The following is a 19,948-nucleotide window of genomic DNA, read 5'->3' as shown; positions in this document are numbered from 1 at the left end:
CTTTATTTTTACGTTTTTAATATAAAAGAGCTACGTTTCCGTCAGCAGGCGTAGGTAGTGTATCCTATCAACAATTCTAAATCAGCTTGTGTGCAAACCACTTTTTGCCTTTGAAGCGCCACAGAAAAATGCCCCCGCGAACGGCCCACTCGCAGTTCATTGCCAACCAGACACCCATGACACCGTAACCTAGTACGATCCCAAGGATGTATCCAAAAATCACCCGAAACAGCCACATCGTCAGCATCGAGGTAATTGAGGTGAAGCGGGAATCTCCCGCTGCCCGCAGCGCGGACGGCAAAATAAAGCTGACGGCCCACAGTGGAACTTGGGCAATGGAATTCACCAGCAGCACCACAAACAGATCGTCAATGATCTCGGGAGGTGGGGAAAAGATCGATACCAGCGGGTGGAATAGCGGCATCAGAATCAAGGCGATCAACGCCAAAGAGCCGGACCCTATCCAGAGAAAGGACTTGATGAACTTTCTGGCTTCAGAGACATTCCCCCGCCCGATACATTGGCCGACCACCGTTACAATAGTTAGCGACAGCGCGCTGGCTGGAATTTGAAACACCAGAGCCAGAGAGCCGGCAATGGCATTGGTCGCAATGGCATAAGTGCCTAGGCTGACAATAAACACCTGAGTGAGCAGTTTACCTCCATTGAAGAACATCTGCTCCGCCGCGAACGGCACGCCGATGAACATGATTCTCCTCAGCATGGTCAGAGGGATTCGGAATAGGTCACGAAAACGCACCCGCAGGGTCGTATCCACCTTGAACAGATACACCAGGGCACAAACCATACCTGCATACCGCGCGATATTAATCGCAAGCGTCATCCCCAGCACACCCATGTGCAACAGGTTAATGAAGACCACGTTCAGGATAACATACAGCAGGTTCATGATGAGCGACAGCATCAAAGAAGCTCGTGTCTTGCCCACTCCTCGCAGAGCTCCGCAAACCGCCTGAACCACCGCGATACCCAGATACGAGATGCTGCTGCCGATCATGTAGATGCGGGCATTGTCCAGCACTTCGGGTGAGGCGGTTCCGAACAACAGGTTCAATATTGGAGTATGTAATCCCATTAGCAACAGACCAATTCCCAAAGCGATCAGCGACACCGAGGCGACCGAAGCCGCCGTAGCCTGGGACACCATCCGGTCGTTTCCGCTCCCTTTATACTGCGCGACTACCACTGTTCCCCCGGTTGCAACCGCCACGAACACATTGATCAGAAAAATATTCAGCGAATCCACCATATTCACTGCACTGACCGCCGCCATTCCGGACGAGCTGATCATTGCGGTATTTACCAGATTCAGTCCAATAATGAAGGCCTGGTCTATCAGAATTGGAATAAATAAAGCTATAATTTGCCGATAATCCATCCCCTCCCCAGAAAGATATTTCTCTAGTAATCTTTTCTTCTGAAGACTAGCCCGAAGCTGCTGCATAACATATCACATTCTTTTCTGTAAAATGGAAAAAACTCTTCATCCGAAGAGCTCTTCAACAAATTATACCCATTATACCGTGGGCACTTTACATTCAGTTTACTATAGATACACTTTTAAGTCTTTAATCAGGAGTCAAAAAACAACAACTGTCCTTCACATATTTGAAGAACATAATCTTCATCTTTGGAGAACATAAACTTCATCTTTGGAGTACATAAACTTCATCAGAATTATGCAGCTTCAGACCATCAAACCATAGAATCATTCGTTCAAAAGTATTGGCAAAAGTCTTTAAGCGGATTGCGTTATGCTTGATGATTATGATCGATCTTTGCATTTACGCAAGAAAAACGCCTGACGGCTTCCTTGGAGGTAGAGTTACAAGCTGAGTACATCCGTAATTCCATTTTTCGCATACACTTGGCTCGTTTACGTTATCGTCGGCACATTGTATTCAGTTTTTCGCATACATTAGGCTTGTTTACGTTACCATCAGCACATTGTATTCGATTTTTCGCATACATTGGGCTCGTTTACGTTACTGGCAGCACATTGTATTTGGTTTTTCGCATACATTCGGCTCGTTTACATTACCATCAGCACAATGTATTCAGTTTTTCGCATACATTTGGCTCGTTTACGTTACTGGCGGCATATTGTATCTGGTTTTTCGCATACATTCGGCTCGCTTACGTTACCGTCGGCACATTGTATTCGGTTTTTCGCATACATTCGGCTCGCTTACGTTACCGTCGGCACATTGTATTCGGTTTTTCGCATACATTCGGCTCGCTTACGTTACCGTCGGCACATTGTATTTGGTTTTTCGCATACATTCGGCTCGTTTACATTACCTTCAGCACATTGTATTTGGTTTTCCGCATACATTTGTCCGTATGCTCGACTAAAACATGCATTTCGAAGGCTATAAGGTCCGCTCGGCCCGTTATACATCTCAAAGAGGCGTGAGGTTAATTAAAAACAGTGCTCACCATGGCCACTAGTTGAATATAGGCCCATCCCATAAATTCGTTTCACATTTCTCCGCGATCTCGCAATTTTATAATTTCTATTCCATAAAAAAACCCGCGCTAGGCGCGGATTCTTAAAAAAGCTATTAAGCCTTATATTATTTTACACTCTCCGCAATCGCCTTATAAGCCGCTAAATCTGTATACACTTCCACTTTAAGCGGATTCCGTTTATGTTTAATAATTTTATAGAAGTGATAGACAAATACTGCAATGTTAGCAGCCAAGGATAATGCGCTCACTACCCAAAGCGCGGTTTCGCTATGTGAGGATTGAACAGCGAACTTCGACTCACCAACAAACGCCGGGAAAGACATCGTAAACATCATCCAAATCGCCAAGGTTTGAGCGCGATGCTGCAGCCATGCTCCTTTTTTGAAGAAGAAAGCTGGAATGGTACAAGAGATCAACAATGCTGCACCTGCATAGAAGGCATGGTCAGAAACTGCGTTATATACATAAGCAAAGTTCCAAATATCATAGGCGATAATCCAGAACCAAAGCTGGTCAGGCCACAACATATCCTTACTCTTGTCTTTACTGATAACAATACCCATCCAACCCGAAATCGTAATAATGTTCAGAATACCTGCGATCCCGTTCATTATGTTCCAAGGACCACCTACCATCATTACGCCATCCACCATACCCTGCAAACTGTACACTTGGAAATCACGGATAACAGCTTCAAGGATGTTAACTGCAAGAATAATCGCCGGGAACATTAAGATATATTTATTTTTGTCCCAACCTTTAACATAGCGGATCGCCATGAACCCTAAACATCCTGCCAAAGCAGAATATACCTTAACCCAGTGAAACCAAGTTCCAGTACTAGAGCCTTCACCCGCCGTATTCGGCCAAACCGCTATGGTAAGCACAATTGGTACAGCTATAAATAGAATGATTGAGAACCACTTGCTCTTTCGAGCTATCTCGTTGAAAATCATTAATCCTGCAAGTACTACTAACCACATAAGAGCAGAGTACCAGGGAATCGATTCGAATAAAAACATAATGAATTCCTCCTTCATATTTTGTATATAAGCTATGTCTTGAGTCCAATATATCCCATCCTCCTTCGAACGATCAAACCACTCAAAACGTTGATTTATCAAGGTTTTCATAGTCTCATTTCGAGTTAAGTTTACACATCAATAGTACTGGAATTTATCAGAGGACCTATCCTAAGCAGGGAATTCAATTGGAAACTATGTCTATAGAACTACACACTGTAAACCTAACTTGAAAGTAAAATATCCCCGCAAAGCGGAGTTTTGCTTTGATGCTTACTCCAGATACTTTGCGGGGTGCCCCAAATATATTTTTTCTGCAATGTAAAAAAACCTTGTCGACAAATTTCTTTGTGGACAAGGCTACTGCTAAAACAATTTAAAAAAATCGTTCAACCAGGTATTTCGAATAAACAATACAGTTCTCCAGTGTAGGAAAGTTCATGATCTCTCCAGCATAATAGATTTCATCTCTTCCCTGCATCTGATCAAGCCGTTCATAAAACCCTTCCCGGATCGCATTAGAATCCACATGGGGGAACTGCTTCCAGCGCTTCATCATATACAGACGGATATTCTCGCCGCCAAGCTCGCGAAGTTTATTTTCTACCTTTTCCCGCATTTCTAGATCTGTCATTTCATCATTCTCCGCTACATAAACCGTAACTAAATCTGTTGTTCCCATATCTGCCCACCTGTAATACCACGCCATCATATGTCCTTTACGTTCAGGGTTCATATTGCGGGGGATATATCCTGATAGCTCCGGTAGCCCCTTCACTCTGTAAGCATATACCCGAAATCGTTCATAGATAATGCGCTCGAATAATGCTCTGTCTTCCGAAGATAAGTGAACCCTATCGCTCAGATGCTCTAAGGAAGCTGTATAAATCACCTTATCGAAATAAAAGATATCCTGGCTTGTTTCCACCCGAACTTGACCGTTCACCTCTTGCTCCATATGTAGCACTTCACAAGTCAGACGCAGATCTTCTACTTGGTCGGCCATTCTTCTAATGAGTTCTGTGACTCCCTTAGGCCAGGTTATCATGTGAGTGATTTCAATAAAAGATAGTAAATTATCATAAGTAAGAAATTTCAACACATAAGCCGCCGGCACATCTTGAATACTTCCAAAACCAAAAGTATTGAAGTAATGCATATACACCTGCCCAATAACAGTTAGATCGTTCTCTGCACACCACTCTGAGAATGGCTGGCATAAATCTGAGGGTAAGTTCAGAAAACCAGGTTCTTGCAGTGACTTATAACGCTTCAAAATATCGGGCAACCTTTTGAATTCTTGAGTAAATGCCTGAATTTGGTCCATAGGAATCTGAGAAGTCTTCCGCCCGTTATTATCAAAAAATCCCCGTTCCAATAGCGGTCCTTTATCCATAAGATCAAACTCTTTCATAAGTTCTATCGTATGTTTATAAGTTGGCAAGCCGATTAGCGTCCCCATTTCATAAGTTTTCCCTTTGTATTCTATAGAGTGACACTTTCCGCCTACTCGGTCTGACTTCTCAAGGAGAGTAATATGGGTATATCCTTTTTTCGCTAATTGGTAAGCAGCAGTAATCCCGGAAATCCCTGCACCGATGATCCCTATCCTGTCTTCATGCTTCATCTTAGTCATCATCCGTTATCTCCTTGTAAATAACCATAATGGCAAGGTCTCACGCTGGCCTGTATACTCAAGTGCGACATCTGATGGTATTTTACCTTGATTAGGTCCGTCTGTGATCACCCTGCTGAAGTTATAGATCCTCAAGTATTCATGTAAGCGCTTTTCTAAAATCTCAAAGGAATCTATCGAAGCATCCAACCAAGCCTGCTGGTAAAATTCTTTCGTTAACACCGCCACGAATTGATGTAATGGCTGAAATACTTCTGTCTGATCTGCAGTTATAGCTACTTGATTTATGTTGTTCTTATGTAAAAAATCGCTGTATTTATGTTTCCCTCTATCCCAGTTTGTAGTAAATTCACGACTTTTGTTCGTTACCAAATTGTCGATTTGGAATTCTAAGGTCTTCATCAATGGGATAACCTTCAGATCCATAAAATCGATAAAATGAATGGCAGACTTCCTATTATAAAGCTTAACTAAGCCTAATCTGGAATAGGCATCGTAGACCACATATTGATACACCTTTCCTACCCTTGGGAATACGCCCATATAGCTAATACTTTGTTGGCACATATACCCGGGGTGAGCATTTTCAGGATTTTTCATCTTATAGTCGAGAGATTTCGGTTTCTCTTTACACCCTTTGGTGTTAACTGCTTGTGCACCTTCCCTCTTCTTTGCTTTGACTTCTTTGGCATAAGCCTCACGTTCTATCCTCGTACTAAGTCCATTACGACGCAGCACATTGTAAATACCTGACTCCCCTATGTTCACACCCTCATCCTGCAGTTCATAAAAGATTCGCTTGGGTCCATCTTCAGGAAATTTGGCAACGTATTTTAAGATCAGTCTCTCTGTTCGCTTATCCACTTTATTAGGCATTACCGGTTTTCGTTCCTTCTCAGCCAGTCCATCCATGCCCTGTTGTTGGTAAGCTTTACACCACTGATAATAGATCGTCCGAGATATGCCAAACGCCTTACAGGTTTCGCTCACATTGTTGCTGATCGTCCCTTGCATGAGGATATGATATTTGTTGTTCGCATTCATCTATTACACCCCCTACTCTCTTTATTTTATACATAGTTGAGGTTTAATACAGTGCTATTCTATATTTCTTTAAGTTCATTTCATGACTTATGTAAGAAGATCTATATTAAAAAAGAGAGACAGCTCAAGGCTTCTCCCCATTCCGAACAAAATGTGTGATATATTCCCCTCCAGAAATCTCCAAACAGTTCAGACGTTGACCATATGCGCATCCACCGTCCACACCGATCTTATCGCCCGGCGGGCTAAACCAGATTTCTTCCGAATCATGTAGATCCATCGTCGAGGTATGTCCAAAAATAACCGTTTTATTAGTGCTAACTACCGGATTCGTATAAAATGGTTCTCTGATCCAGATAAAATCATACGGCTCTTGCTGCTTCCAATCTTCTATTAAGGGGTTAATGCCTGCATGCACAAAAATATGCTCTTCGGTCTCGTGATATAGCGGCAATGAACTTAGAAAATCTAAATGATGTTTGTATTTCTGTCTAAGTTCTTCTTTCAGCAACATATAATCGTCCCAGCCAAAATCCGCTTTAAAAAAGTTCGAATCTGCCTCACAGTAGCTCATCAATGTATACAAACCGCCGTTGCTAAGCCAATGCGTATCCAGTTTATCATCTTCGCCGGTGAGCGCATCATAGGCCATTTTATCATGATTGCCTTTTAGAACAATAGCGCCACACTCCCGCTTCAGAGCCATGACCTGATCCACAATCCCTTTACTATTGAGACCTCTATCCACATAATCCCCCATCAGGATGAGCTTGTCCTCGGATGGACGATAGTTTACCTTTTTTAACAATGCGTTGAATTCGGAATAGCTTCCGTGAATGTCACTAATCGCTAATATTCTGATTGTAATTCCTCCTTACTCTGGATGCTTCAAGCTAAAACGCCTTCGGCGTCCTTTAAAGGACGGTGAGCGTATATGCGAGAATTATAAGGATAAAGTATATCGTGAAACTTATACTTTCTTATAATTAAAAAAAGACGTTCCGGCTAAAGGCTCCGAAATATCTTTTGGTTATGTTCACTATACAGAATCCAAAACGAGCGGATCTTCATCGGATGAATTAAAAAGCTGACGGCTTCTGACTTCATGCACCGCTTCTTGAAAACGATCACACAGAAAAATCAACTGGTCGATCTCTTTCTTGCCTACCTTTTCCATAACTTCGCTTAGAATACCGGAATAAGTAGCCATCTGCGAATCATAAATCTGTTCTCCTTCATTCGTTAGAGCAATATATACAACTCGCCGATCAGTATCGGACGTTGTTCGCACCACGTACCCTTTTTCCTCCAAGCTGTTTACCATTTGCGTCGCAGTAGGTCTGCTGATTTGGAGCAGGTCGCTTAATCTGGAAATCATTACTCCCCGTTGCTCTTCACCGTCTGAAGGCTTCTTTCGTTTCATCAAATTGTTAATGACATACATCATCACAAATTCTCTATACGAAACACTTTCCTTAAAAGAGGGACGAGCGGTCAAACGTTTAATGTTCTCAAAGGCTATGATTAGCTTTTGCTCTTGACTATTTTGAGTATCCATAGGGCACCTCCAATTTAACTCAATCTAATTAGATTACCTACCTATTTCCAAAAAATCAAGTCCAAATCACATTCTCATTAGATTAAAATTAAATAATTAAACAGTTGTGCTAAATGATGAATTTGTGTATTATACATAAATGATAGTTTGGCTACCTAATTATTAAGACATGAATTCCCAAACTACAATATATAGAAGTTAAAGGAGAGGAACTGCTCTGGAGCACCTTACGCAAAAGAAAAAAGTTACAATTATGATTGCATTAATGGCGGCCATGTTTTTCGCAGCAATCAACCAGACCATTGTGGGTACTGCAATGCCCCGAATTATTGCGATGTTGGGAGGCATTGAACATTATACTTGGGTAATCACCATCTATATGCTCACCTCAACAATCGCCACCGTACTTGTCGGTAAGTTATCCGATATCTATGGAAGAAAGCCATTCCTCTTAGCGGGGATCGTTATTTTTATTATAGGCGCTTTCATGTCCGGATTGTCGACAAATATTTTCCAAATGATCACTTATCGCGGGATTCAAGGTCTTGGCGGCGGGATTCTAATGTCGGCTACCGTAACCGCTGTAGGTGATTTGTTCGCTCCTAGAGAGAGAGCCAAGTGGACCGGAATTATGATGGCCATTTTTGGATTCTCCAGCGTAATTGGTCCTACCCTTGGCGGCTTCATGGTGGATCACATGGCTTGGAAATGGATCTTCTGGATCTTCCTGCCTTTCGGTATCGTGGCTTTCTTTATGATTTGGAGAATGTTCCCTAAAACTGCACGCTCCACCTCAGAATCCATTGACTACTTAGGCTCTATATTCCTTTCCCTTACCATTGTTGCACTCTTGCTCGGCTTTTCATGGGCGGGGACAAAATATGACTGGGGTTCTCCAGAAATTCTCGGCCTGTTCGGAGCGTCAATTCTGGGAGTTATCATTTTGATTCTGATTGAACGAAAAGCTAAAAGCCCAGTGTTGCCATTATCCTTATTTAAAAACTCCATTGTAACCATCTCTATGATTGTAGGCTTCCTAATGAATGCTGGTATGATGGGCGCAATGATCTATCTACCGTTCTTTGTCCAAGGTGTAGAAGGTGTCTCCCCAACCAACTCCGGATTTATTAATATGCCGATGTCACTTGCAATGATTGTACTTAGTACACTTGTAGGAAGATGGATCTCCAAATCAGGTAAATACAAGCGTTATGCTCTGATGGGAATGCCGTTTATGGTTGCGGCTATGATCATAATGGCCTTCATGAGCAATATCGCTATGGCCGTAGTCAGCATGATTATTTTCGGTATTGGTTTAGGGCTGTCGATGCCTGTGTTTACCTTAACCGTACAAAATGCTGTAGCTCCTTCCATGCTCGGTGTTGCTACTGCTACAAATACTTTATTCCGTAATTTAGGCGGAACCATTGGTATTGCTATCATGGGTACCATCATGAACTCCACATTAACGAAAAAATTAGAGGCAGCAGTGTCCTCTGGCAAGGGTCCGGATTTAACCAAACTTGATCCTGAATCCGCTAAACAGCTATCCGCATTTATGAACCCGCAAATGCTGCTGGATCAACCTAAGCTGAAGGAACTGCACGCAACACTGCCAGAGCAAATCCAGCCGCTCTTTAATCAATTGATTGAGATGCTGCGGAACGCACTAAGTGATTCCCTGACGGTTGTATTCTTAAGCGGCACTGCACTGTTAGTAATTGCAGCACTGCTTGTCCTGTTCCTTAAAGAGATTCCGTTACGAAGTGGCGAGAAAAAAGTTGAGGTAACTGCAGAGGGAAAAAGCGAAAGCAAAAAACTTGAAAAGTCTGTACCTGCTGCACATTAATCACAAATAAATATACATTAGAGATGTCCGTTAACAGCTTAGGCTGTGCGACATCTCTTTTTTATGTGAAGGATTAGGATTCAGTGGGTTGATTATCATTCAATTCTTCAAAATAATCGTAGACCTCGTTTAACAGCCCCATTAACGAATCTGTCTTTTCTTTGCCCATATAATCAATCATACCTTTAAAGGTGTTTCGGGATTTCGTTACAGCCATTTCGGCCAAATGCTCTCCTTTTTCCGTAAGCGTGATCTCACTGATTCGGCGATCCTGTGTATCGGCAGTACGCACTACATATCCTTGTGCAATCAGGCTATTGACCATCTGTGTAACCGTAGGAGAAGTAACCTTTAGAAATTTGCTAATATCCGAAACCGTCTGGCCCCTCTTTCCTTCCCGTTCATTCCCCAGCTTTAAAGAGACCAACATCCGAACTTCACTTGGCTTCAATCCCCAGACCGTAGTTTTACGCCAATTCATCCTGGCAAATTGCTGGAAAGCTTCCATTAGTCCATCAACATTCTGATATTTATCTTCGTTCATCAGTACACCCCATAAGATCCATTTAATATTTAGTATAGCCTAATCGGGTATAAAAAAGAATTGATAGATATCAGGTATCCATTTTCAAATCATTACTAGCGGGATGTATAATACAATAGAGACAGGCTATTTATTCCTATTCGAAAGAAGGTACCTATTATGTCCTTTTCTTATTCTACATATGATGCCCTAGGACTCGCAGCGCTTATCAAAGCACGTGAAGTCTCCCCTAGGGAGCTGGTTGAAGCCGCCTTCGATCGACTCGATGAAGTCAATCCAGTCCTTAATGCGGTCGTACGCACCCGTAGAGAAGCTGCTCTTAAGGAAGCTGACGAAATGCCTGTACACGATGACTCTCGCCCGTTTGCTGGCGTTCCTTTTCTGCTGAAGGACATCTCTCAAGCCATCGCTGGAGAACCTCTTACTTCAGGTGCCTTACTGATGAAAGACAATATTGCTAGACGCGACTCGAACTACGTAGCACGAATCAGAAACGGCGGTTTTATTCCGCTTGGACATACGAATACACCGGAATTCGGCCTCAAAAACATCACCGAGAACGTCCTTCACGGCCCGGCACGTAATCCGTGGAATCTCGAATATTCCCCTGGTGGTTCTAGCGGCGGTGCAGCAGCGGCGGTAGCCTCTGGTATTGTTCCGGCAGCTGGAGCTAGTGATGGCGGCGGCTCGATCCGTATCCCTGCCTCGTTCACCGGCTTGTTCGGGCTGAAGCCAACCCGTGGACGCACTCCAGTAGGACCAGGTGTAGGCCGTCAATGGCAAGGTGCTTCTATCGACTTCGCGTTGACACGGTCCGTACGTGATAGCGCTGCTATGCTGGATCTGCTGCAGGTCGTGCAGCCAGAGGCTGCTTTTCAAACACCGCTATATCCGGGCGTCTATCTGGACGATCTTTTCAAACCAACACAGCGAAAACTGCGCATAGCGTTCACAACAGCATCCCCAGTGGGCACTCCTGTAACGAATGAAGCAGTAATTGCTGTGCTCAAGACTGTAAAATGGCTCGAAGCTGAGGGGTATGAAGTTGAAGAAAAGCTGAGCCCGGTAAATGGTGTAAGGCTAATGGAGAATTACTATACGATGAATACTGGGGAAGTGGCAGCGATGTTCGTATCGCTGGAAAAAATGATGGGACGTTCCATTACTTCCAGTGAAGTTGATATCGTTACTTGGGTCCTTGGGGAAGCCGGAAGAAAAGTCTCTGCGGCAGAATTTGTGCATAGTCTGGATGAATGGGATATTGCAGCCGCTCAAATGGCAGGTCTGCTTAACCGCTACGATCTGTATATCACACCAACAAATGCGGATTCAGCTCCTAAGATTGGCGAGTTAACGCATAGTTCTGCTGAAATCGAAAAACTGCTGCATGTACATGAGTTGCCGAAAGAGGAACAAGAGCGAATGATTTACGCTATGTTTAAACCAAGCCTAACCTATACACCGTTCACCCAGCTTGCCAATTTGACGGGCCAACCCGCCATGAGCGTTCCCGTCCATATGTCGCAAGCGGGTCTGCCGATGGGGGTACAGGTAATGGCTGCTAAAGGGCGGGAAGATTTACTGCTTCAGCTTGCAGCCCATCTTGAACAATCCGAGCTTTGGGTAGGGATGACAGGGAATCCGCTTTTCCCATGATGAATTAGATTAAACAGGTTGCAAACCTTACGCTACTCCTGCTCCCGCCCGCAAATGCCATAGAAAAAGAGATGGATGGCTTCCTCCAGGAAGCCGTCTATATCTTCTTGTTTGCTGGCTTCATCTAGCATTTCTCCCGAACTTCGCATATACATTCCTATAAATGAAAGTATCCCTTTAGTGGATACTTTATTTGAAATTTCTCCTCGTGCTTTGCCATCCTCCACCATCTTGACCATCAATGGTAAAACGTCATTCGTGTAACGTTCTTCAATATAATGAAACATTTCCTGGTCCTCAATCATAAGCTCCTTCACAGTCGTAGGAGACAACGAACTGTAGGTTTCTCTCTCCATCGTCATAATGTATTCAATAATCTCTTTTAGAGAATGCTCTCCATGAATGTAATCTTCAAATTCACGAATGGCCTTCTCTATAAAATCTTTAAAGGTCTCACCAAGCAGTGCTTCCTTGCTGCCAAAATAATTATAAATCGTCACCTGTGAGACGCCTGCTTCTTTCGCAATGTCTGCGATCCGGAGACGTTTGGGCTCACAGCACTTGAGCATCTCCATAGTAGTCTTCATAATTTTGAGTTTTATTTGAGCGGCTCTTATCTCAAATCCATTCATGCTATCCACCCTTAACTTCATTATATAGTGCGCTTATTTAAATTTAATGAAATATTCATTATCAATTATTTCATAATTCCATTGACTTCACTATTCACTAGGAATAATATAACATATGAAATATCTAATTAATAATAGTTCATTATTTTGCAATGGAGGTGGCAGTATGCTTGTAGTTGAAGGCTTAACTAAGCGATTTTCGAATGGCAAGGGAATCGAAGATGTTACGTTTACCGTAAATAAAGGCGAGGTGTTTGGGTTTCTGGGGCCAAATGGCGCGGGTAAATCTACAACCATAAGACATATCATGGGATTCATGATGCCTGATCAAGGTTATGCGAGCATTCATGGACTTGATGTATGGAAAGCACAGGGCACGGTCCAGAAGCATATCGGCTATCTGCCTGGTGAAATCAACTTTTTTGACGGGATGACGGGTATTTCCTTCCTTAAGTTCATGTCTGGCATGCAAGGGATGAAGAACACTACCAAACGTGACCACCTGATTGAACGACTGCAATTTGATGCCGCAACTCCGATCCGCAAAATGTCAAAGGGAATGAAGCAAAAAGTCGGTATTGTCGCAGCTTTCATGCACAATCCTGAAGTTATTATTCTGGATGAACCTACCTCGGGACTCGACCCGCTTATGCAAAAGGTATTTATAGATCTCGTATTAGAGGAAAAAGCAGCCGGAACCACCTTTCTAATGTCCTCTCACAGCTTTCAAGAAATAGAGCGTACCTGTGACCGCGCTGCAATCATTAAAGACGGACGTATCATCACTGTGAAAAATATCCATGAACTGCAATCGATGCAGCGGAAGCTGTTTGAGGTTGTGTTCGCGAATCGCGAAGATGCAGAACAATTTGCCGCCTCCGGCCTGCAAGTGGAAGCTCGTGAAGGGAACATGGTCCGCATTGCCGTTCAGGGCAATTACGATCGATTCATTCAGGAGACCGGAAAATACAATATCCGCAGTATAGATGTATTTACGCAGAATCTAGAGGACATTTTCATGGACTATTATGACCGTGAGGGGGCCGTGCAATGAATCTTCCGCTCTATAAAGAAATGATGAGAGTGAACCTGAAAGGAATTATGAATTACGCCTTCGGTTCTGCCTTCTATATTCTGTTTATGATCTGGCTATATCCGGGGATCGCCGGAAGCACACAAGCCATTGATGACCTCATAAAAGCTATGCCGGAAGGTGTGGGAAAAGCTTTTGGATTAAACAGCGGATTTACCAGTGCTGAGGCTTTTATCTCTGGAGAATATTACGGACTTATTCTGGTACTGATTCTATCTATTGTATGTGTACAAATGTCGACGCAGCTCATGGCTCGGCTTGTGGATCGCGGTTCTATGGCTTATCTGCTTATAGCCCCAACAACACGGAGAAAAGTAGCGACCACACAGGCGCTTGTACTCACGACAGCTTTGCTCCTGATTATGGGTGTAACCACACTCGCCGGATTATTAGGTAAAGCATGGTTCCTCGGCAGTGAATATGAATTTAACAGCGGCCGATTTGCTCAGCTGAACAGCGTGGCTTTTTTATTATTTTTTGCCGTGGGGGGCCTTGCATTTCTTGTCTCCTCAATATGTAATGATGAGAAAAAAGCACTTGGAATTTCCGGCGCCATCACCTTCGGATTCTTCACTCTAGACTTGCTGGGTAAAATAAGTGATAAGCTGGAAGGGTTACGTTACCTGACCCTATTCTCCTTCTATCAGCCTGGCAAAATCGTTCAAGGCAACGTGGAGGTCATTCAGGTTTCCAGTTGGTTACTGTTGATCGGTGTGCTCGCTTTTGCCTTAGGGATCGAGCAATTCAGACGACGTGATCTTCCATTATAAGAAAAGGGGACGCTCCAATAGCATATTGCTACTGAAGCGTCCCTTTATTAATAGAAGAATATTATAAGCTCCTCACACTAAAGAAGCATTATGTTAAAATATGCGAATGTATTGGCTTATGCTATAAATTTAACTTCGTATCCGGTCTAGGGACACCAAAATTTGGCGTTCCATCTTCATTCCACTGGATCACTTGCACACGTGCGTGACGATTAGGATCATATAATGGGTCTCCCACAATTTCCTTATAGCTTCTGGCATGGAACACCAGGATATCCTGTGTGCCATCTTCTGAGACTGTAAAGCTATTATGTCCCGGACCATATTGACCATTTTCTTCAGAAGTCGTAAACACAGGTTCTGGTGTTTTGACCCAAGATTTCGGATCCATTAAATCACTGTTCTCATCAGCAGTTAACAACCCCATACAGTAGTTATGATCTGTTGCACTTGCCGAGAAAGTCATGAAAATACGTCCATTCCGCTTAAGAACTGCCGCACCCTCATTCACCAAAAATCCGATTTTTTCCCATTCATATTCAGGTGTGGTGATGCACACTTGTTCTCCTTTTAATGTCCAAGGATTCTCCATTTCAGAGATATACATATTAGAATTACCAGGGATATCAGGATCCTTTTGTGCCCAAACGTAGTATCTAACGCCTTTGTGCTCAAAAGTGGTTGCATCCAAGGCAAAGGATTCCCATTTCGTTTTAATTTGACCCTTCTCCACCCATTCACCCTCCAAAGGATTTGCGGATGAATTTTCTATGGCAAACATGCGATGATCAAACAAGCCGTCTTTTGTGTCAGACGTATGTGCTGCTGCGTAATATACGTACCACTTTTCATCAATATAATGAATCTCTGGAGCCCAGATATTGGCACTCATTAAACCTGCTTCATGCTTAACCCAAATCGTCTTTCCCTCAGCCTCCGCTAATCCCTGAATGGATTCGGAACGACGAAGCTCGATTCTATCGTACTCTGGAACAGAGGCTATGAAATAGTAATATCCGTCTGTATGTTTATAAATCCAAGGATCTGCTCTTTGCTCAATCAGCGGATTTTTTGCATTAAATTCTCTCATGATGACAACTCCTATATCTCTCTATATTTTTATTTTACGGGTCACCAAAACACACCCTTCCTCATAAGAAGGCAAGGTGTATTTAAGTTTTTGTTCATTCGATCTACCCTTTAATACCTGAATTCAAATTAATAGATTGAACGAAGTATTTTTGAGCAAATATAAATAGCAGCAAGGTTGGAATAATCGCCAAGATCGCCGAGCCCATTAATTGCCCGATCATACGATAGTTTCCGTAGATATCTTGAAGTAAGAGCAAACCAGCTGTAACCGGCATTTTATCTACATCTGTGTACACGATAACCGGCCAGAGGAAGTCATTCCAAGATCCCGTAAAGGAGAACAAACCGCAAACAATCAGAATCGGCTTAACCAACGGCAATATAATTTGTGCAAAAATTCTAAAATCACTGGCACCATCCACTTTTGCAGACTCATCCAGCTCTTTCGGGATACCGTTCATAAACTGTCTGACCAAGAAGATATTCCCCATACCCGCAAGACCAGGAATGATCATTGCCCAGGAAGTATTCACCCAACCAAAGGAATCGATAATTTTATAAGAAGGAATCAAGTTAACCACACCGGGGAAGAAGGAAATCCCTAGCAAAGTGAAGAACAACGTGTCTCTTCCTTTAAAGTTAATACGGGTATATCCAAAGCCGGTAATCGAGATCACAATAACTACCAGAATGGTGTGCGATGTCGCGATAAACAATGAATTGCCTAACCAACGTAGAATCGGGGCTGTAGAAGTATTATTCAGAATCGTGACATAGTTCTCAAAGACCCATGTTTCAGGAAATAGTCTAAAACCCGAGGAAACCACTTCCGTTTGTGATCTAAATGACGTAGAAATTCCGAAGATCACAGGAATGATCCAAATTACACAGAGAATAATTAAAAATGTGTAGGATACATATTTCGAAATACTGATATTGGAGGACCCTTTTTCTTTTCTTGTTCTATTTATAACTGGATGATTTTCCAGTCCGTTTACCGCCTGATTTGACATTTTAGTACACCTACCTTTTCCATTTCCTTGTTAATCAATTAGTCTCAGAGATCCCTAGGTTGCATTTCGGTTCATTACATAATATTGAAGTGCTGAAATGACCAAGATCACTAATCCCAATAACACTGCCATAGCGGATGCCATCCCTGCGATGGACTCACCGTTACCGAAAGCTAATTGACGAATATACATCATGAGTACGTGTGTACTTTGTCGAGGCCCGCCATCGGTCATCATTAACGGTTGGCCGAATACATTAAAGGCTCCGGCGGTTGTCATAACAAAGGTATAGATTAATGGAAAACGAATAGATGGCAAGGTGATACTAGTGAATCTTTTAATTGAACCCGCACCATCGAGCTCGGCTGATTCATATAATTCTTGCGCAACGCCACTTAAGGAAGCACGATAAATAATCATGTTGCCTCCAATACCACCCCATAATGTGATTACAATGATGATAATCCACGCATAAGGCTGGTTTGCAGGCCACGCAACTTGTGATCCGAACAGATTTCCTGTGATCCCCAGTTGTTTATTAAAGATCAAGAGCCAGATCAGTGCTGCCGCAGAAATCGAAATCAAGCCTGGAATATAGAGAATAGATTGAATTAAGCTCTTCATTTTAACTTTTTTATGTTCCAGTGCAACAGCCACCATTAATGGGATCACAATTAATAATGGAACAGAGAGACCCACAAAGATCAACGTATTTTTCAGACCTCTGAAAAATTGCGTATGAAACGTTGATTTGCCATCAAAAAGAATGGCCTTATAGTTATCAAAACCTACCCAAACCGGATCACTCATTAAATTCCACTTTGTAAATGAAGCATAAATCCCATAAATCGTTGGCAATAAAATGAAGACAGCAAACAAAATGACATGCGGACCTACAAAGAAGGCAGGTGCCCAATTTATTTTCTTTTTCATAGGATTTCATTTCTCCTTTTGCACAAAGTAATGCACCAACGATATGGCACATTACTTCGTACAATCTATTCTATTTCACTTTATTTGGCTGCACTGCTGCTTTCTGCGATCTTATCTTCTACAAATTTCTGCATAGTTGCTAGGGTTTCATCAAGATCAACGTTGCCGCGAACAATATCTGCACAATAAGTATCTACTGCTTCCGCAATGTATGGGTAGTATTCATATGTGTAAATGTAAAGGGATTCAATTTCTTTTTCATTAGAAGTAAAGAAAGATTGCATATAATTTTGGTACTCTGGGCTTTGGTTAACTACGTTACTTGCTACGTTTTGTCCAGCTTTTGCCCATTCCATCGAGTTTGTACGAACATATTCCAAGAAGTTAGCAATACCCGCTTCTTTTTCGTCCGTTCTCTTGTCGTTCTTCAGCATAGCGAACAAGTGAGAAGAAGATCTATTCGTGAACTTATCAGGTGTTGGAGAATAAACATTTGTTACACCAAAGTTCAAGCCTTCAACCCCAGCATGTGCTGTAGAGCTCCAAGTTCCGTCTGTAGAGAATAGTACGTTTTGGGATTGGAACATCAAGTAACCGTCTTCACCAAATGGAGTCATCAGACCCGCATCAGCGATTTTCTTAACATTTTCAAAGGCTTGTTTAAATACAGGGGTGTTAACAGCCGGCTTACCATCAACTTGGATGTCTCCGCCCAAATCTTGGATTTGAGCTAAGATAACCCAGCCCAGCAAAGCATCGTTAACTACATAGTCGCCTTCATCCAATTTACCTTGTAAGGAGAGCATCTCATCAATCGTAACAACATTATCATCTAAGAATGACTCCGCATTATATTTCTTGAGCAAATCTTTATTGTAGTACATTACATTACTGTGGATATCAAGAGGTACTGTGTATTGCGTTCCGTCGATGTTACCAGTGTTCCAAGCTTGAGGTAAGTAATTTTCAGCTTTTAGTTCAGGTTGTGCTGGCAATACGGTATCTTGCATGGCTTCTAAGACACCTTGCTTAACAAACCCAGGAACACGGTCAGCGTGGATAATCGCCAAATCAGGAACACCTTTGTTGGAAGCTAAAACAGTAGAAATTTTTGTGTACATATCAGCCGTGATCACGTGTTTTACTTTAATTTCTGGGTTTGTAGCATTGTAGTCTTTAACAATTTGATCCATATAAGCACCATCATCACCAGTCAGCGGTGTCCAGAATGTAATCGTCTTACTATCATCTTTACCACCACATCCTGCCAACACTGTCGTTAACGTTAGAACTGTTGCCAATAATATACCGAATTTCTTTTTCAATACTCTCTCCCCCTGCAGCTGTATTGTTAAGATAATCATTTGCGTTAACTTTCTTTGGAAACGATTAACTTAAGCTTAGTATACATTCGTCTTGAAAGCGTAGTCAATAACTTTTAAATAAACTTAATAGATTTTTTTAAAACTTAATTAACCTTTTAGTTCATTACTACGAGATGTAAGCGATACTTTATTTACTTCGGTTATCTTTCGTGTTACTTTATATATAGATTAATAAACTTTACAGTATATGAAATAACTTTGAAAGAAGTGGATGAAATGCAATTGGAAATAGACAAGTCCTCTCTCGTTGTTTACGAAGCCTTGGCAAGTGAAGTACGCATAAAAATCATTCAGTTGCTCTCCAAAAATAAGATGAACATCAAAGATTTGGCAGAAGAACTTAAAATAAGCAGTCCTATCGTAACAAAACACATCAAAAAACTAGAAGACGCAGGACTCATAAAAACCGAAAAGGTTCCTGGTAAATCAGGGATGCAAAAAATCTCGATTCTAAGAGTGGATCATATTGAGATTAACTTCCCAAAGAAGATCTTCCACTCCTTTGCCTCCTACGAGACATCCGTGCCGATTGGTCATTATACGGATTATGATCTGAAACCTACATGCGGACTTGCTACAGAAAAAGAGTTTATCGGCAGAGTTGACGAACCTAAGTATTTCATGGATTCCAAAAGAGTTGACGCTGAGATCCTATGGTTTACTCAAGGCTATGTTCAATACAATATTGCCAACTTTCTAAAAAAAGAGGAAACCTTGCAGCAATTTGAAATTAGCTTGGAGCTATCTTCCGAATTTCCGTTTGCTAATGATGTATGGCCTTCAGACATCACCTTTTCCTTGAATGGCTTGGAATTAGGAACTTGGACGAGCCCTGGGGATTTTGCGGATGCTAGAGGAAAATTCACACCAGATTGGTGGCCGCACAATATTAACCAATATGGATTACTAAAAACGATCAGAATTACCAATCACAATGGAACCTACATTGACGGTGACCCATTGTCTTCCGTTTCAATCGAGGATTTAGATACAACTTGTGACCGATGGACCTTCCGGATCGAAGTGAAGGAAGATGCCAAGCATGTCGGAGGCGCAACCATTTTCGGGAAAAAATTCGGAAATCATGATCAAGACATCATGTTCAAATTGTATTATCTTTAAAATCTCCTAGTGCATACACGTAACAAGGTTGGTTCTTTCATGGGGGCGAACAACTAATTTGTATTATTCTTCATTAGCTCCCCCCTACCTACAATGCAATATTCAC

Annotated in this window: 17 protein-coding genes; 5 read left to right on the top strand and 12 right to left on the bottom strand. The window is 42.2% G+C overall.

Annotated elements, in window-relative coordinates:
* Positions 1-76: 76 nt before the first annotated feature.
* The 6 genes from R50345_RS07770 to R50345_RS07745 all read right to left on the bottom strand — a co-directional run bounded on the left by R50345_RS07770 (position 77) and on the right by R50345_RS07745 (position 7,753).
* Positions 77-1,465 carry an MATE family efflux transporter gene (locus R50345_RS07770; protein ID WP_042125468.1) on the bottom strand — a complete coding sequence of 463 codons (1,389 nt, stop codon included), beginning with the start codon at positions 1,463-1,465 and terminating at the stop codon, positions 77-79.
* A 1,132-nt stretch (positions 1,466-2,597) separates the two neighbouring features.
* Complete coding sequence (locus R50345_RS07765) at positions 2,598-3,515, bottom strand: DUF5692 family protein (RefSeq protein WP_042125466.1); 918 nt, start codon at positions 3,513-3,515, stop codon at positions 2,598-2,600.
* 376 nt (positions 3,516-3,891) lie between these two features.
* Positions 3,892-5,154: an FAD-dependent oxidoreductase gene (locus R50345_RS07760; protein ID WP_081954029.1), complete on the bottom strand. Its 1,263-nt coding sequence runs from the start codon at positions 5,152-5,154 to the stop codon at positions 3,892-3,894.
* 3 nt (positions 5,155-5,157) lie between these two features.
* Complete coding sequence (locus R50345_RS07755; RefSeq protein ID WP_042125462.1) at positions 5,158-6,195, bottom strand: helix-turn-helix domain-containing protein; 1,038 nt, start codon at positions 6,193-6,195, stop codon at positions 5,158-5,160.
* A gap of 124 nt (positions 6,196-6,319) precedes the next feature.
* The gene (locus R50345_RS07750) at positions 6,320-7,051 is read right to left on the bottom strand and encodes a metallophosphoesterase family protein (protein ID WP_331281373.1); all 732 of its coding nucleotides are present in this window, start codon (positions 7,049-7,051) and stop codon (positions 6,320-6,322) included.
* 183 nt (positions 7,052-7,234) lie between these two features.
* Positions 7,235-7,753, bottom strand: a complete 519-nt coding sequence (locus R50345_RS07745; protein WP_042125459.1) for a MarR family winged helix-turn-helix transcriptional regulator — start codon at positions 7,751-7,753, stop codon at positions 7,235-7,237.
* A gap of 217 nt (positions 7,754-7,970) precedes the next feature.
* Between R50345_RS07745 and R50345_RS07740 the strand changes: the two genes are divergently transcribed.
* Entirely contained in the window at positions 7,971-9,602 is a 1,632-nt protein-coding gene (locus tag R50345_RS07740) for an MDR family MFS transporter (RefSeq protein ID WP_042125457.1), read from the top strand.
* Between the two features lie 73 nt (positions 9,603-9,675).
* Here R50345_RS07740 and R50345_RS07735 read toward each other — a convergent pair whose 3' ends face one another.
* Positions 9,676-10,146 (bottom strand): MarR family winged helix-turn-helix transcriptional regulator, encoded by a 471-nt coding sequence (locus R50345_RS07735; protein WP_042125455.1) that lies wholly within the window; start codon positions 10,144-10,146, stop codon positions 9,676-9,678.
* A gap of 159 nt (positions 10,147-10,305) precedes the next feature.
* On the opposite strand from R50345_RS07735, the gene R50345_RS07730 reads away from it, so the two are divergent.
* On the top strand, positions 10,306-11,802 hold the full coding sequence (locus tag R50345_RS07730) for an amidase (protein ID WP_042125453.1): 1,497 nt from the start codon (positions 10,306-10,308) through the stop codon (positions 11,800-11,802).
* 32 nt (positions 11,803-11,834) lie between these two features.
* Here R50345_RS07730 and R50345_RS07725 read toward each other — a convergent pair whose 3' ends face one another.
* Positions 11,835-12,434 (bottom strand): TetR/AcrR family transcriptional regulator, encoded by a 600-nt coding sequence (locus R50345_RS07725; protein ID WP_042125451.1) that lies wholly within the window; start codon positions 12,432-12,434, stop codon positions 11,835-11,837.
* Between the two features lie 166 nt (positions 12,435-12,600).
* Here R50345_RS07725 and R50345_RS07720 point away from each other — a divergent pair, with 166 nt between their 5' ends.
* Positions 12,601-13,488 carry an ABC transporter ATP-binding protein gene (locus R50345_RS07720; RefSeq protein WP_042125449.1) on the top strand — a complete coding sequence of 296 codons (888 nt, stop codon included), beginning with the start codon at positions 12,601-12,603 and terminating at the stop codon, positions 13,486-13,488.
* Positions 13,485-14,297, top strand: coding sequence for an ABC transporter permease subunit (locus R50345_RS07715; RefSeq protein ID WP_042125446.1), 813 nt, complete (start codon positions 13,485-13,487; stop codon positions 14,295-14,297). Before R50345_RS07720 ends, R50345_RS07715 begins: the two co-directional genes overlap by 4 nt.
* 121 nt (positions 14,298-14,418) lie before the next feature.
* Here the strand turns inward: R50345_RS07715 and R50345_RS07710 are convergent, their stop codons facing one another.
* The 4 genes from R50345_RS07710 to R50345_RS07695 form a co-directional block, all read right to left on the bottom strand.
* Positions 14,419-15,387 (bottom strand): glycoside hydrolase family 43 protein, encoded by a 969-nt coding sequence (locus R50345_RS07710; RefSeq protein WP_042125444.1) that lies wholly within the window; start codon positions 15,385-15,387, stop codon positions 14,419-14,421.
* Positions 15,388-15,490: 103 nt separating this feature from the next.
* On the bottom strand, positions 15,491-16,402 hold the full coding sequence (locus tag R50345_RS07705) for a carbohydrate ABC transporter permease (RefSeq protein ID WP_042125442.1): 912 nt from the start codon (positions 16,400-16,402) through the stop codon (positions 15,491-15,493).
* A 54-nt stretch (positions 16,403-16,456) separates the two neighbouring features.
* Positions 16,457-17,335, bottom strand: coding sequence for a carbohydrate ABC transporter permease (locus tag R50345_RS07700; RefSeq protein ID WP_042125440.1), 879 nt, complete (start codon positions 17,333-17,335; stop codon positions 16,457-16,459).
* A gap of 80 nt (positions 17,336-17,415) precedes the next feature.
* Positions 17,416-18,660 (bottom strand): extracellular solute-binding protein, encoded by a 1,245-nt coding sequence (locus R50345_RS07695; protein WP_231574072.1) that lies wholly within the window; start codon positions 18,658-18,660, stop codon positions 17,416-17,418.
* Positions 18,661-18,936: 276 nt separating this feature from the next.
* Between R50345_RS07695 and R50345_RS07690 the strand changes: the two genes are divergently transcribed.
* On the top strand, positions 18,937-19,842 hold the full coding sequence (locus R50345_RS07690; protein ID WP_042125437.1) for an ArsR/SmtB family transcription factor: 906 nt from the start codon (positions 18,937-18,939) through the stop codon (positions 19,840-19,842).
* The last annotated feature ends 106 nt before the right edge of the window (positions 19,843-19,948 follow it).

The sequence above is a fragment of the Paenibacillus sp. FSL R5-0345 genome (assembly GCF_000758585.1).
Classification (GTDB): Bacteria; Bacillota; Bacilli; order Paenibacillales; family Paenibacillaceae; genus Paenibacillus_AQ.
This window is presented reverse-complemented; position numbering and strand designations above follow the sequence as displayed.

Coding starts and splice junctions, on each gene's coding strand:
- R50345_RS07710 (WP_042125444.1), bottom strand. CDS start 15,387: ATGAGAGAATTTAATGCAAAAAATCCGCTGATTGAGCAAAGAGCAGAT.
- R50345_RS07705 (WP_042125442.1), bottom strand. CDS start 16,402: ATGTCAAATCAGGCGGTAAACGGACTGGAAAATCATCCAGTTATAAAT.
- R50345_RS07720 (WP_042125449.1), top strand. CDS start 12,601: ATGCTTGTAGTTGAAGGCTTAACTAAGCGATTTTCGAATGGCAAGGGA.
- R50345_RS07755 (WP_042125462.1), bottom strand. CDS start 6,195: ATGAATGCGAACAACAAATATCATATCCTCATGCAAGGGACGATCAGC.
- R50345_RS07725 (WP_042125451.1), bottom strand. CDS start 12,434: ATGAATGGATTTGAGATAAGAGCCGCTCAAATAAAACTCAAAATTATG.
- R50345_RS07745 (WP_042125459.1), bottom strand. CDS start 7,753: ATGGATACTCAAAATAGTCAAGAGCAAAAGCTAATCATAGCCTTTGAG.
- R50345_RS07715 (WP_042125446.1), top strand. CDS start 13,485: ATGAATCTTCCGCTCTATAAAGAAATGATGAGAGTGAACCTGAAAGGA.
- R50345_RS07770 (WP_042125468.1), bottom strand. CDS start 1,465: ATGCAGCAGCTTCGGGCTAGTCTTCAGAAGAAAAGATTACTAGAGAAA.
- R50345_RS07700 (WP_042125440.1), bottom strand. CDS start 17,335: ATGAAAAAGAAAATAAATTGGGCACCTGCCTTCTTTGTAGGTCCGCAT.
- R50345_RS07735 (WP_042125455.1), bottom strand. CDS start 10,146: ATGAACGAAGATAAATATCAGAATGTTGATGGACTAATGGAAGCTTTC.
- R50345_RS07690 (WP_042125437.1), top strand. CDS start 18,937: ATGCAATTGGAAATAGACAAGTCCTCTCTCGTTGTTTACGAAGCCTTG.
- R50345_RS07765 (WP_042125466.1), bottom strand. CDS start 3,515: ATGTTTTTATTCGAATCGATTCCCTGGTACTCTGCTCTTATGTGGTTA.
- R50345_RS07730 (WP_042125453.1), top strand. CDS start 10,306: ATGTCCTTTTCTTATTCTACATATGATGCCCTAGGACTCGCAGCGCTT.
- R50345_RS07760 (WP_081954029.1), bottom strand. CDS start 5,154: ATGATGACTAAGATGAAGCATGAAGACAGGATAGGGATCATCGGTGCA.